The sequence below is a fragment of the Planctellipticum variicoloris genome (genome assembly GCF_030622045.1).
Classification (GTDB): Bacteria; Planctomycetota; Planctomycetia; order Planctomycetales; family Planctomycetaceae; genus Planctellipticum; species Planctellipticum variicoloris.
Genome location: NZ_CP130886.1, coordinates 2,073,464 through 2,087,748 on the forward strand (window position 1 = coordinate 2,073,464; position 14,285 = coordinate 2,087,748).

Annotated in this window: 8 protein-coding genes, 2 tRNA genes and 1 pseudogene; 4 read left to right on the forward strand and 7 right to left on the reverse strand. The window is 62.2% G+C overall.

Going from position 1 to position 14,285, the window contains the following annotated elements:
• Positions 1 to 9 precede the first annotated feature (9 nt).
• Positions 10 to 1,944, forward strand: coding sequence for an asparagine synthase (glutamine-hydrolyzing) (asnB, locus tag SH412_RS08160; RefSeq protein ID WP_336523014.1), 1,935 nt, complete (start codon positions 10 to 12; stop codon positions 1,942 to 1,944).
• Between the two features lie 631 nt (positions 1,945 to 2,575).
• Here the strand turns inward: asnB and SH412_RS08165 are convergent.
• Positions 2,576 to 2,661: transfer RNA gene (locus tag SH412_RS08165), tRNA-Leu, on the reverse strand.
• Between the two features lie 1,238 nt (positions 2,662 to 3,899).
• On the opposite strand from SH412_RS08165, the gene SH412_RS08170 reads away from it, so the two are divergent.
• Complete coding sequence (locus SH412_RS08170) at positions 3,900 to 4,895, forward strand: DUF1559 domain-containing protein (protein WP_336523015.1); 996 nt, start codon at positions 3,900 to 3,902, stop codon at positions 4,893 to 4,895.
• 218 nt (positions 4,896 to 5,113) lie between these two features.
• Complete coding sequence (locus tag SH412_RS08175; protein WP_336523016.1) at positions 5,114 to 5,539, forward strand: hypothetical protein; 426 nt, start codon at positions 5,114 to 5,116, stop codon at positions 5,537 to 5,539.
• Between the two features lie 256 nt (positions 5,540 to 5,795).
• On the opposite strand, the gene SH412_RS08180 is transcribed toward SH412_RS08175, so the two are convergent.
• The 3 genes from SH412_RS08180 to SH412_RS08190 all read right to left on the reverse strand — a co-directional run bounded on the left by SH412_RS08180 (position 5,796) and on the right by SH412_RS08190 (position 10,080).
• A complete protein-coding gene (locus SH412_RS08180) occupies positions 5,796 to 8,690 on the reverse strand; it encodes a hypothetical protein (protein WP_336523017.1) in 2,895 nt (964 codons plus the stop codon).
• Between the two features lie 216 nt (positions 8,691 to 8,906).
• A complete protein-coding gene (locus SH412_RS08185; protein WP_336523018.1) occupies positions 8,907 to 9,269 on the reverse strand; it encodes a hypothetical protein in 363 nt (120 codons plus the stop codon).
• Between the two features lie 202 nt (positions 9,270 to 9,471).
• Positions 9,472 to 10,080 carry a superoxide dismutase gene (locus tag SH412_RS08190; RefSeq protein WP_336523019.1) on the reverse strand — a complete coding sequence of 203 codons (609 nt, stop codon included), beginning with the start codon at positions 10,078 to 10,080 and terminating at the stop codon, positions 9,472 to 9,474.
• Positions 10,081 to 10,342: 262 nt separating this feature from the next.
• Between SH412_RS08190 and SH412_RS08195 the strand changes: the two genes are divergently transcribed.
• Positions 10,343 to 10,415 (forward strand) — tRNA-Thr (locus tag SH412_RS08195).
• 733 nt (positions 10,416 to 11,148) lie between these two features.
• Here SH412_RS08195 and SH412_RS08200 read toward each other — a convergent pair.
• The 3 genes and pseudogenes from SH412_RS08200 to SH412_RS08210 form a co-directional block, all read right to left on the reverse strand.
• Positions 11,149 to 11,271: pseudogene (locus SH412_RS08200) on the reverse strand (IS3 family transposase); the annotation flags it as partial.
• Positions 11,272 to 11,279: 8 nt separating this feature from the next.
• Positions 11,280 to 11,465 carry a hypothetical protein gene (locus SH412_RS08205; protein WP_336523020.1) on the reverse strand — a complete coding sequence of 62 codons (186 nt, stop codon included), beginning with the start codon at positions 11,463 to 11,465 and terminating at the stop codon, positions 11,280 to 11,282.
• Between the two features lie 15 nt (positions 11,466 to 11,480).
• Complete coding sequence (locus SH412_RS08210) at positions 11,481 to 13,760, reverse strand: arginine/lysine/ornithine decarboxylase (protein ID WP_336523021.1); 2,280 nt, start codon at positions 13,758 to 13,760, stop codon at positions 11,481 to 11,483.
• Positions 13,761 to 14,285: the final 525 nt, after the last annotated feature.

Here is a 14,285-nt window from a genome sequence, read left to right on the forward strand (position 1 = left end):
GGGAAACGCGTGTGCGGCATCACCGGATTCTGGAACCAGACGGCGGACGCCTCGCCGGCCGAGCTGGAACGTCTTGCCCGGCGGATGGCCGCGACGCTGCACCACCGCGGACCCGATGACGCCGGAGCCTGGTCGGATCCGGAGGCCGGCGTCGGGCTCGGCCAGACCCGGCTCGCGATCATCGATCTGTCCCCCGGCGGCCACCAGCCGATGTCCTCGGCCTGCGGGCGATTCACGATCGTCTTCAACGGCGAAATCTACAACCACGCCGAACTGCGCACCGACCTCGAAGACGCCTACCCGTTTCGCAGCCATTCGGACACCGAGGTGCTGCTCGCCGGGACCGTACGCTGGGGCTTGCGGGCGACGATTCAGCGCTGCATCGGCATGTTCGCCATCGCTCTCTGGGACCGACGGGAGCGAACCCTGACCCTCGTCCGCGACCGGATGGGAATCAAGCCGCTCTACTACGGCCGGCAGCGGCAGACGCTGTTTTTTGGGTCCGAATTGAAAGCCCTCCGCGCGCATCCGGCCTATCGGCGGGAACTCGATCGCGGCGCGACGCTGCTCTTCCTCAAGCACGGCTACGTGCCGACGCCTTTGTCCATCGATGCGGGGACGAAAAAACTTCCCCCCGGCACGATGCTGACCCTGTCTCCCGGACAATCGGAGCTGCCGGAGCCGCAACCGTTCTGGAGCTTTGATGTCATCGCCCGACGAGGCCAGATCGAGCAGTTTGCCGGAACCCGGGCCGAGGCGGTCGACCGTCTCGAAGCTCTGCTGGCCGACGCCGTTCGACTGCGGATGATCGCCGACGTGCCGCTGGGGGCCTTCCTTTCCGGCGGCATCGACTCGTCGGCGGTCGTCGCGATGATGCAGTCGCAAAGTGGTCGGCCGGTGAAGACATTCTCCATCGGCTTCGAACAGGCCCCGTACGATGAAGCGCCCTTTGCACGACGAGTCGCAGAGCATCTGCGGACCGACCATACCGAGCACTACGTCACGGCCGCCCAGGCCCAGGCGGTGATTCCGCGGCTGCCGACGATGTTCGACGAACCCTTCGCCGATTCCTCGCAGATTCCCACGTTCCTGGTCTGCGAACTGGCCCGTCGGCACGTCACGGTGGCCTTGTCGGGCGACGGTGGGGACGAACTGTTCTGCGGTTACTCGCGTTACTTCCATCCGTATCGCCTCGCCTGGCTCCGGAACTTGCTGCCCGGCGCTGTCCTCCCCGCTGCGAGCGGACTGTGTCAGGCGATCAGTCGGCAACTGCCGCGGCCGATCGGACGGTTGTTCCGCGGCGCAGGCCGGCTTCTGGCGGACACCGATGCCGAGGCAGTCTATTGCCGCAATATGTGCTACTGGCAGGCCGCCGAGGGCCTCTTGCCGGAAGTCGCAGAGCCCCCCACGCTGTTCGGGCAGCGGGAGCAGTGGCCGGAATTTGCCGACCAGCAGCGGCGGTGGATGTGGATCGACGCGCGCACGTATCTACCGGATGACATTCTCACCAAGGTCGACCGGACCAGCATGGCCGTCGCCCTGGAGGCTCGCGTACCCCTGATCGATCACCGCGTTGTCGAGTTCGCGTGGACGTTGCCCCTGGAATGGCAGCTCGGTCCGACCGGCGGAAAGCAGTTGCTCCGCGACGTCCTCGCCCGCCACGTCCCTCGGGAAATGTTCGAACGCCCAAAGCTCGGCTTCGGCGTCCCGCTGGGGGAATGGCTCCGCGGGCCATTGCGCGACTGGTCCGAGAATCTGCTGAGCGTCCCGGCTCTGTCGCACGACGGGCTGCTCAATCCGCAACCGATCCGGCGGGCCTGGCAAGACCACGTCGCCGGGCGAGTCGACTGGAAATACTGGCTCTGGCCCGTCCTGATGCTCCAGGCCTGGCGCCAATCTATGGTAAATCAGGAAATTCATCTCCACGAATCACCAAATCACTGAGAACCGCTGACAAAACCCTGCTTGAAGGTCTTGGACGCAGATAAGTCTTTCGGCGAGCGCCAGGAAGGCTTCATGGACGTCGTGGCATCGGTCGAATCGAACTTGGAATCGTCGAAGCGGCCGGCGATCGGTCTGGCCTGCTACGCGGGACTGCGGACTCCGTCCGAACCTTTCAGCCTGCGATGTTCGGACGTTGATGTGGAGCACGGACGGCTGCACGTGTGGAGCTTCGCTCGTTGCTGGCTGACGTTTACGCTGCTGCTCCAGAAAGAACCGAGCACGTGCCCCAGCGGCTCATCCACTGCGATGCCCGCCCCAAACGGGACCAGGGGGCGTCTAATCTGTGATCGCTCTGCCAGAAGCTCATTCGCAAAGCCGGCCAGCAGCCCTGGCCCCGCCTGTGTCACATTTTGCGGTCGAGCTGCCGGACTGAGTTGACGGAGCGGTTTCCGACTCACGTGGTTTGTCAGTGGCTGGGAAGCAGCGAGCAGATCGTGCAGAAGCACTCCCTGCAGGTCACTGACCAGCATTTCCAGAGGGCGGTCGACGGGGACGAAAATCCGCAGCACAAAACGCAGCAGAGCCTCCCCAATACTGCGGAATTTGCTACGAACCTTGCGTTTTCGAAAGATGACCGAGGCGGGGTTCGAACCCGCACGGGGATTGCTCCCCAACGGATTTTAAGTCCGTTGCGTCTGCCGGTTTCGCCACTCGGCCCTGTTGCAAGGCAGGGACTTACGTCGTTTTCTCTTGCTACGTGTTACCTGAAATGTCCCTTTTCATCGTCATGATGGCCGTCGGTACGGCGTTCCGCTTCGGGCGGATTGATTGGCCGAGGTAGAACTTCATTCCCATTCTGATCGTGGACTGACGCTGCATTTCCTTCAAGGCCGCGGGGCTCGTTCCGTTCGCCCACCGTCTCCCGGAAGATCGCTGTAGAAGCGGGATAGAAGCGTACTTTATGCGGGAATGGTTCACCAGTACGCGCGATGATTTCCCGATCACACGGATTGACAGAGCCGAATCAGCCCATCCCGAATGATTCACCCCGCTCCAAGACAAAGGCCTCCCGCGGCGTAGAAGGTGTTGTCAGATCAGCACTTCAACGCCACAAGGAGGCCGGGCATAAGCTGGCAGGGCGTGTTGCCGTTTGCCCTCGATTTCCTCCTCCGAAAACCGATTGAAATCGAGATCTCCCGGGCGCAGCTCACCGGCGACGCCGGTCCAATTGTCGTCGCGGGAATTCGCTGGGCGAGGGGGGGGCCACGTCGCGGCGTCAGCGTCTGATCAAGGCCGCGGCGGAGATCACGGTCAGCGCCCGCCAGGTGGCGCTCCGGCTGAGCGCGAGCTGGCCGCGTGCGGACGAGTACCGTCGAATCTCGCAGGTGGTGCTGCCCTGGCCGCGCGGCTCCTGACGCCTTCTCCCGTCGTGCTGCCACAGACCCGACATCGCTATTCGACGCTTCCGGGGAAGGGGGAGGTTCTGCGCGCCGCCCGGCGCGGATCACCGCTCGATCGCCGCTTGCACTCGGACCGAGCCGACGTCGGAATGATGAACTGCTTGATGAATCATGCTGGCTAGAACTCAGGGCAAATGGCCAAATGGAACTTGGGACGATGATTGCGAGACGCCAGACGCGTTGGCTTCAGACTTGCCCGCCCCAACTGTACGGCGTGGCGCTGGAGCAAGATCAGCGGGACGCCCGGTTGCTGCACCTGCCAAACCGCTGCAGGCCAGCGACGATCGCTGCCGATGAATTACGAACTTTAGGTTGGAGTTTTCGAGTACGCATGGTTAACCTTGGATGAGTTTCAGGCACTCGCTGTTTCGCCCAATTGAATAAGCCGGGACTGCTTCCGCCGCATTTTCGCAATTTTCCCCATGTCTTTTGCCGCCGACTGTCTCGGCGGTTGCTTCTAGTCTTCTTTGCTGTTTCATTTCGGGAGACGGTTCTATGCGAAAACATCGCCTCGGATTTACGCTGATCGAATTACTGGTCGTGATCGCGATCATTGCGATCCTGATCGCGCTGCTGCTTCCAGCCGTTCAGCAGGCTCGGGAGGCTGCCCGAAGGACGCAGTGCAAGAACAACCTCAAACAACTTGGATTGGCGTTTCACAATTACCATGACACTTTTGACACGTTCCCCTACGGGCATCAGGCCGAGTTGTATGCCGGGCAGACCAAGCGGCGGGACTGCTGGTTTCAACGGATCATGCCCTACGTTGACCAGTCCCCCCTTTACAATCTGTACGAAGGATATCCAGCAGTAAACGCTTATGAAGGTGAGTATATCCATCGGATTACGAATAAGTCGATTGTTGGAAACGTGCCCGGGATGAGTTGCCCGTCAGATCCCAATGCACCGGGTGTCGGGGGCAACGGAGGTCTGACCGCGTTCCAGAGTAATTATGCGGTATGCGCTGGAGTGGGACCGTTATCGGGAATGGTCATTGATGTCGCGACGCGGCTGATGTCTGTCACCGACAAGACCATGATTACGAACACGGGGACCGGTTTGTTTTTCCAGAACTCCCGGCTGGGTTTCCGCGCATGCACCGATGGTTCGTCGAACACCCTCCTTGTCAGCGAAGGAATCATTCGGAACAACTCCGTCGGAGCGTGGGGTGAACTGGGAGGCCACTGGGGCGGCGCCCCGCACGGTTCGTTCGGCTTCTCGACAGCAGAACCGCCGAATACCTCTGTGGCCGACCGTGTCTACAGTTGCAAGGCGACGGTTTATCTTGCCGCGCCGAACGCTGCCCCGTGCGAGAATGGCAATGCGGGCGGTCTGGCGGGCCGCTGGAATTCGGCTCGCAGCTTCCACGTCGGGGGCGTGCAGGCGACGATGGCAGATGGTTCCGTCCGGTTCATTTCGACGAACATCGATCGTCAGACGTGGATGAAACTCGGCGTCTATAACGATGGGCTGACGATTGGCGACTTCTAGTTGCACCCTACGCAGAGCGGAAGCGGGTGCTGGTAACGTCCGAAGACGTTATCAGCACCCCTGTTCTTGTTAACGTCCTCGCCAGCCGGCCAAGCGCGTCGTGAAATAACAATCGCCCGGCAATGCGGGCAAGGGCTTGGCCTGACCAATCAGCATTGGGCTGGCATCTCGACATCAAGTCCGTCGCAGGCAAACACCAATTCGACGAAGGAATTTTCATGGTCTGGACTACGATCCCCCGCTTGGGAAGCTGTCTTGCGGCGGCGCTCCTTGTCTGCATGCTGGCGGGATGCGGGGGCGGACCCAAGGGGCCGGCGCTCTTTGCGGTCAAAGGCGCGGTCACCTTTGACGGGACGCCAGTTGAGACCGGGCGGATTGAATTTCGCAAGATGGATGGGGATGGACGCGCCTACAGCGGCGAGATCAAGAATGGGACGTACAATTTGCAGTGCGAAGCCGGCAAGATGTCAGTCAGCATCACGGCCTCGCGAATTATTCCCGGCAAGTTCGATAAATCGAATCCGGATGATGAACCTCAGCCGGTCGGCGAGATGTACATTCCCAAAAAATACAACGATAAGACCGAGTTGACTGCCGAAGTGAAATCGGCCGCAAACGATATTCCGTTTACGCTGACAAAGTAGCTGGACGCGGAATTTCGCGAACGATGGACCATTGATCCGATGGCCATCGCCGGGTGGCGGAACGATGCCATCGGGCGATGGCCGTTTTGTTGCGCAGATGATTTCAATCCAGCCGCCGACGCCGGATCATTCTTGCGACGCCCCGAAGCGAAGAGTTCAAGTCCGTTAGATCCAGCCCCGACTACCCGACCCAATATCAAATTAGCTTCTGCTGGTGTGGGTCGTGCTGCCGAGCTTTCTGCGGGCCACTCCCGGCTCACCGCAGCGGCTGGGCTTCCCCCGTCACCACCTGCACCACCTCTTCCCGGTGGACCGGCTTCGTCAGGTGATCGGCCGCGATCTCCAGCTCCAGCCGGCTGTCCCCCTCAGACACCGCTTCCAGCGTCAGCTCGTACGTCGCCTTTGTCCGAGCCCCCACTACGGGGACCGCCTCGAAAATGACAGCCCGGCCGTCGCGCCTGAACGGCGAGGGCCCCTTGGCGTCAACCAGCTTCAACTCGGCCGGCAGATTCACAATCAGCTCGACGTTTTCCGCTTGAGCGGTTCCCCGATTCTGCACCAGGATCTTCGAAATCAGCCGCTCCCCGACCGCCACCACCCGGCCTTCGCCCGGCGAATCGATCGAGAGCGCCGGCATCCCAGCCACGCTCACCCGACCCTGAATGTTCGCGATGCTTCCCGATGCCCCGGTGAGCTGAATCCGGCTCGAATACTCCCCCGCGGTTCGCGCGGAATACTTCGCGGAAATCATGCGGGTCTCGCCCGGCTGCATCTCTCCCAGCGTCCAGGTGACCGTGCGAGTCTGCGAATCGTACCGCCCCCCTTCCGACGCCTCGACAAAGTCGAATCCGGCGGGGATGTCCTCAACCACCATCGTCTGCCGGACCGGCTGACTTCCTTCGTTCTTGATATTGTTCGTGTAGACCGCGGCCCGGCCGACATAGACCTTCGTCTGTCCCTTGCGGGTCAGCGTCAATTGCTCCCCGACGATCTCGAGATGCGTGTTGTCTTCCACCTTCAGGCCGCCATCCGCCGTCACAACCGCCTGGTTCTCCACGCTCCCGGACTCGCCGGCGGTCAGTTGCAGCGTCAGCTCGCGCGTTTCGCCCGGCTTCAAATCGCCGATGGCGTTTTCCAGATCGGTCCCGGCGGGATGTTGCAGGTTCGCCGGCAGGATATCGCGCAGGACCACGTTCTTCGCTTCGCCGTTTCCGGCGTTGCGAATCACGAATTTCATGTCGACTGCTTCGCCAGTCCGGACCTGTGACGGGCACTCCACTTTCAGCGACAACTGAGGCGCGGTGATGACGATTTCCGCAGCGATCTCGGCGACAAAATTGACCTTGGCCACGCTGCCAATCGGCCCCTCCTGTTCCGGAATTACTCGGATCGAGATCTTCCGCTCGCTGCCAGGTTCGACGGTTCCCAGTCTCCAGAACAGCCGATTCTCAAGCATCTCCGCCCGCGGAATGGTCCCGGTCAGTCGCGAGCCGCGCGGAATCCGGTCTTCAACAACCACCTGATGGGCGGAGACGTCGCCGATGTTCTTGACGAGCACTTCGTAAATCAGCGGCTGGCCCAGCGTGGCCTGGGGAGGGGCGATTTTGCGGATTGTCAGGCGCGGCTGCTGCTCGCCGCGGGGAACTCCTTCGCGGGCGGTGCCGTTCCCGTCGGACTCGGAGGCCGGCGAGAGCTCGCGCTCGCCAGTCAGCCGCAACGGTTCCCGCCGCTCCTCGGCCGGTTCTTCCACCGACAGGTCTCGCTCGGGGAGGGCCGGAGGGGTTCGCGGGATGTCAATTTCCTGCTGAGCCCGCTCGCCGCGCTGCATCGACGGGGCGTCATCTTCAAACAGCGGGTCGCTGCTCGGGGCGGGCGCGCGACGCAGGACTGGGAGGTTGGGAATGGATGGCGGCAGGCTGGAGGGTTCGGTTTCAGGTTCCTCCCCGAAATCCAGACTGCGGGCCGGAGGAACCGGCTCTGGCAGACCCAGATCCGGCCAGGGATCTTTGTCGGGGACCTCGGCCGCTGGCGTTTCAACAACCGGCTCCGTCGGGGCCGCCGGCCCGCCGGATTGTGGCAGCTCTTCAACTCCAAAAGGATCGGGCTCGGAATTGACCGCGGGAAGTCGCGGGGGAGCCGGCTTCCGTTCCTCGCCCATGGGAGATCGCAACGGGGCTGAGGCCGGTTCGGTCCCAAAGGGATCGGGTTCGGTATCAATCGCGGGCTGCCGCGGCGGAGCCGGCTTCCGCTCGTCGCTTGCCGGGGATCGCAACGGTGACGGAGCAGATTCTGCCCCGAAGGGATCGACGTCATCGTCTGGGACCGGAACAGGTTTCAGCGGAGCCGGCTGCGATTTCGCCGCTGCTGGCTGAGCCGCCCGGGGAGCGGGCACGTCGGAACCGAACGGATCGGCCTCCATCACCTCTTCGCCGTCGTCCTCCTCGGACAGACTGACGCGTCCGGGACCAGAAGTCGCACCCTCGGGCTTGCCTCCAAAATCGAACTCACCTGGAATCTGTCGGGGCGGACCGGCTGCGGGGGAGGTTCGCGCCGGAGGCGGGTCTTCGCCGAACGGATCAGCGAGATCCGAGGCGTCTCCCTTCACCAGCCGCAACCCGCTGGAGGGTTCCACCGTTTTCTGAGCAGGAACGGGCCGCGCAGGGGCCGTCGTTCCGGGAGCCAGCAAACCCGGCCCAGCTTGTCCCGAAGCTTCCGCCACCACCTCGCCAGACGCTGGCGCCGGATCGCTGCCAAACGGATCTTCGAGGTTGGTGTCGTCTTTAAATGAGAGTCGCGGCGCGGTAGGGGCCGGAGGCTCTGCCGCAGACTCCGCCACTTCCGGCAACAGGGCCGCGGTTCGCTGGATGGCAGATCGAGAAGTGTCCGGAGGAGCGTCGCCGAAATCCAGCAGGGACTTCGGCGGTTCGGCCGCCCCCGCCAATGAACCGTCTAGCCCGCCGAGTGCGGCAACCACAGGGGAAGCATCGCCCAGATTAGTGAGCCTGGGGGACGATGATTCCGGGTCAGAATCGACCGCATCGGAGATCGTGAACTTCGGGGTCGAGAGACTCTTCTGAAGCTGCAGAACGACCAGCAGCCCGACGCCGATCGCGCCGGTCAATGCAATCAGCTTGACCAATCCATTGGACATGGGGAGTCCTTTCCCGAAACAGCCACCCCTGGCTGGACCAACTCCACAGAACGCCAAACGTCACGCGGAACCGGCCCTCAAGTCCACGAAGCATCCGGCCTCGACAAGACTTGCGGCACAGACCTACCAGAAATTGCGCGACAGGAAAAGAGAAATCTGGAGGAATTCTCTGGTTTCTGCGGGCTTTAGCGGATTTACGGCACCGACGCGGCCTGTCTACGGCAGAGTCGACGGGGCCGGTGAGGGCGTCGGCGGCAATGTGGTCGTCGACACGCTCAGCGAACTGCGAAACCGGTTCCACGCCGCCGGGGACTGCTCGGAATTCTGCGGGACATAGAGCGGGGAGGGTTCGATCGGCGGGGATTCCACCGGGGCCGGGGCGGATGCCGGTGAAGGCCGCATGATCACAGAATCGACCGCGGAGCTCACCGCGTTCTGGTGCTGCAGGGCTCGAAAGTAGGTGGAGCTGAACCCATGCGGCATGTGGTAGTCGGGAATGGCGCAGCCGCCGCACGTCGCCAGCAGCCACAGGGCGATGGCGCGGTCAGAAGTTCGCAATGGAAACCGTTGGCGATCCATCAGCAGCTTCCAGAAAAACCTTCCCAACGCAGACTACCTGCCCGCCCTGGCTTCGCGATTCTTGGCAGACTGTTGGCAGCGAATGACTTAGTTCTGCAAAACACCTCTGAATGATCGGCTGTTGGAACGCATTCGGGGCAACAAAAAAACGGCGCGAGTTGACTCGCGCCGTTCAATCCATTGCAGATTCTGGCGGTTCGATCTACTTGGCGGCCGCGAGGCGCCGCGCGACTTCCGGCCAGTTCACCACGTTCCAGAACGCTCCGATGTAATCCGGACGGCGGTTCTGGTAGTGCAGGTAATAGGCGTGCTCCCAGACGTCGAGGCCGAGGATCGGCGTCCGCCCTTCCATCAGCGGACTGTCCTGATTGGCTGTGCTTTCGATCAGAAGCTTGCCCTTGTCGACCGAGAGCCAGGCCCAGCCGCTGCCGAACCGCTTGGTGGCGGCATCGCCAAACTGCGTCTTGAACGTCTCGAAGCCGCCGAACGTCGATTCGATTGCCGACGCCAGCTCGCCGGTCGGAGCCCCGCCCGCGTTCGGCGCCATGACGGTCCAGAACAGCGAATGGTTGGCATGTCCGCCGGCGTTGTTGCGCAGGACGGTTCGAATGGCTTCCGGGACGGCGGCGAGGTTGCCGATGAGTTCTTCGGCAGTTTTAGCGGCGAGGTCGGCGTGGCCTTCGAGGGCCTTGTTGGCGTTGTTGATGTAGGCCTGGTGGTGCTTGGTGTGGTGAATCTCCATCGTCCGGGCGTCGATGGAAGGCTCCAGCGCGTTGTACGCATAGGGCAGGGCCGGGAGAGTGTAGGCCATCGTGAGGAGCTCCGCGGAAAAGTTGTTCAACTGGTCAGAGCGGCTGAACCGACGAGAATGACGGGGCCGACACTGAGGACATTTTAGCGCATCCTGCGAAGGACACAACCACGAACGGGACTTCGACGCGAGCTCGTCTGCAGCGCGGCATACGATCGGGTCCGCCAGTCCTTGCCAAGCGGTTGTTTTTTGCTATCATCCGCATCCAGCGAGAGTTGAACCTTTCGGGAACAGCGACTGTCTTCCCGAAGGGTCAATGAGTGCCGCCGTAGCTCAGCTGGCAGAGCGACGCTTTCGTAAAGCGTAGGTCGTCGGTTCGAATCCGACCGGTGGCTTTTTCCTAACTACTGCCGAACGCTGGACTTAGCGTACCTGCTTACGTCGGGCAGAGCGGCTCAAAACCCCTCCGACAAGTGGTGGTCCTACCCTTTTCGCCGGGATTGAGGAGCGCTCAGGCCACGCCAGCCTTCTGTCCCCCGTCTGACCCCCGTCTGACGCTCCACAAAGCCAGCGGTCAAGCCCGGATTTGCCATCGGGGGCGGGGCCACTATGGCCGAATCAAGCGCGGCATCAAGTGGGCCGTCTCGGAGGAACTGATCCCGGCCAACGTTTTTCACGGCTTGCAGGCCGTGACCGGGCTCCGGCGTGGACAGTCTGAGGCCCGGGAGAAAGAGCCGATCAGGCCGGTGGCAATCGAAACCGTCGAACAGACGCTGCCGTTTCTGTCTCCGCCGGTGGCGGCGGTCTGCCGGCTGCAGTTGCTGACCGGCATGCGACCTTCGGAAGTGCTGCAGATGCGGTCGGCCGACGTCAATCGCTCGGACGAAATCTGGATCTACCCCCCCCCCGCCAGCACAAGACTCTGTACTTGGGCGTCGATAAGCAGGTGTCCCGTTGGGACCCAAGGTCCAGGCCATTCTGGCGCCGTACCTGGAGCGAGCCCCGGAGACGTACTGCTTCGCACCGGCCGAGGCTGAACGCTGGCGCCACGAGCAGAGGTTCATCGCACGCGATCCGAACCGGAAGACGAACTGGACTCCCCCACGTTTTGCGGGTGCTGAGTTCAGGTTACGCCGCTTTGGCGAACTGGACTGGTGACCGATAGCCGAGGGCGGAGTGGAGGCGTTGACGGTTGTAGAACGCTTCAATGGATTCGAAGAGGCTCTGACGGGCGGTCGCTGACTTCTTGAAGGACGATCTCAACGGACCCGCTGGAAGCTGTGAACCGCAAGATCCGCCTGCCGCAGCGCGATGCTTTTCGTGATCTCGACTTCAAGTTCTTCCAGCTCAAACTCTCTGCGATCCATTGCATGAAATGCGCGTTCGTCGGATGGGCCAATCAGCGGACTCTTGCCGCAGAGCTCCTGGCAAACGGCAATTTCCATCCGGCCGCATCGTACTCAGCCATGAGAGCCCTCGCCGTTGACGCGGATGCAGTCGACGAAATATCGCCGATGGCCGCGGTCGACCTGTTCCACGAGGCCGTGGATATCTGTGTCGAAGCCGGGGAAGCGGTCGTTGAACTCGCGGGCGAATGTCAGGTACTGGACGATGGTCGGATTGAACCGTTCGCCGGGGATGAGCAGCGGGATACCCGGCGGGTAGGGCGTGAGCAGGACTGCTGTGGTGCGGCCGTCGAGGTGGTCGATTTCGACGCGGTCGATATCGCGATGGGCGACCCGGTCGAAGGCATCCGACGGTTTCATCGTCGGCTGGGTCACAGAGAGATACATGTCGGTGGTTACGCGGGCGACGTCGTTGGCCTTGTAGGTGTCGTGGATCTGCTGACAAAGATCCTTGAGGCCGAGCTGCTCGTACTGCGGGTACTGAACCACGAACTCGGGCAGAATCCGCCACATCTTGTGATTCTTGTCGTAGTCGTCCTTGAACTGCTGCAGCGCGCTGACGAGCGTGTTCCAGCGGCCCTTGGTGATGCCGATGGTGAACATGATGAAGAAGGAATAGAGCCCGGTCTTCTCGACGATGACCCCGTGTTCGGCGAGATAACGGGTGACGATCGAGGCGGGAATGCCGGTCTCGGAGAACCGGCCGGAGAGATCCAGGCCGGGGGTGATGAGCGTGGCCTTGATGGGGTCGAGCATGTTGAAGCCGGGTGCGATATTGCCGAACCCGTGCCACTCGTCGTTCGCCCGGAGCAGCCAGTCGTCGCGATGTCCGATTCCGTCGGTGGCGAGGCGGTCGGGGCCCCAGACCTTGAACCACCAGTCCTGGCCCCACTCGTCGTCGACTTTGCGCATGGCGCGGCGGAAGTTGATCGCTTCCAGTATCGACTCTTCGACCAGCGACGTCCCGCCGGGAGGCTCCATCATCGCCGCCGCCACGTCGCACGAAGCGATGATCGCATATTGCGGCGATGTCGAGGTGTGCATCAGGTAGGCTTCGTTGAAGATATGCCGGTCGAGCTTCTCCGCCTCCGACTCCTGAACGAGAATCTGCGAAGCCTGCGAGATCCCCGCGAGCAGCTTGTGGGTCGAGTGCGTCGCAAAAATCATCGAGTCTTTCGGGGGCGGGCGGTCGCGGCCGATGGCATGCATGTCCTTATAGAACTCGTGAAATGTCGCGTGCGGCAGCCACGCCTCGTCGAAGTGCAGCGTGCCGATGTTCCCGTCGAGAAGCTCCTTGAGGGTTTCGACGTTGTAGATGATGCCGTCGTACGTGCTCTGCGTGATGGTGAGAATCCGCGGCTTGCGCCCAGGGTTGCGGGCCTGCGCTTCGCGCGCGAACGGATTGGCTTCGATTTTCGCCTGAATGTTCTCCGGCTGGAACTCCTCGAGCGGAATCGGGCCGATGATTCCCAGGTGATTGCGCGTGGGCATCAGGAACACCGGCACGGCGCCGGTCATGATGATCGAGTGCAGGATGGAGACGTGGCAGTTCCGGTCGACGACGACGATGTCGCCCGAGGCGACCGTCGAGTGCCAGACCATTTTGTTGGACGTCGACGTTCCGTTCGTCACGAAGAAGCAATGATCGGCGTTGAAGATCCGGGCGGCATTCCGCTCGGAGGCTGCCACCGGACCCGAGTGGTCGAGGAGTTGGCCCAGCTCTTCCACTGCGTTGCAGACGTCGGCGCGGAGCATGTTCTCGCCGAAGAACTGGTGAAACATCTGTCCCACGGGACTCTTCAGAAACGCCACGCCGCCGGAGTGCCCCGGGCAATGCCACGAGTAGGAACCGTCCTGCGCGTAGTGCATGAGCGCGCGAAAGAACGGCGGAGGCAGACTGTCGAGGTAGGCCTTGGCTTCGCGGATAATGTGCCGGGCGACAAACTCCGGCGTATCCTCGAACATGTGAATGAAACCGTGCAACTGCCGCAGAATGTCGTTGGGGATATGGTGCGAGGTCCGCGTTTCGCCGTAGAGGTAAATCGGGATTTCGGCGTTCCGAAAGCGGATTTCCTCAATGAACCTCCGCAGCTTGATGATCGCGGGGTCGATGTCGGCCCCCCCCATCAGGTCTTCGTCGTCGATGGAGAGGATGAAGGCGGACGCACGGCTCTGCTGCTGCGCGAACTGGGAGAGATCGCCATAGCTGGTTGCCCCCAGGATCTCCATCCCTTCCTGCTCGATCGCCCCGGCGAGCGCCCGAATTCCGAGACCGGATGCGTTCTCGGACCGGAAGTCCTCGTCGATGATGACGATCGGAAATCGAAACTTCATCCACCTGCTCCATTCTCTGGGGACGCTCGGTTAGCGCGGCACCACCATTTTCTGAGTCGAGGCTCAATCCGCCTTGGGGGGAGGAGGCCGACGACGCCGGACAAAGCGGCAAAATACCACACCGATGAGGCGTCGCCGCTGTCGCGCAACCGATGTCGATACTACCGCACGGCCCTCTCGCCAACTATCGAGAGAGTTCGAAATGAACATTCGGGGAGGATCGGGCGTCGAATACGCCGAGATCCTGCCGGGGCGATCAGACGCAACTGCGGTCGAGAGGTTCGCGGTCCGATGCTCAAGTCAGCGCCCTGATGCTGCAACGAATTGCGGGCAAGCCCATCCGACGTTCTGCGGCCGAATCCGTCGCCGATGACTTACAGCGATCTCAAATTACAACGCGCGGCGGGAAAGCACAACGCGTGGGGGATGCGAGAACACAGGGCTGGTTGCCGATGCGACCGCGTCGGCCGCCTGATCCCGACGGTCGAGAGCTGTCCCCGGAATCTGAACATGGACACATCGGGG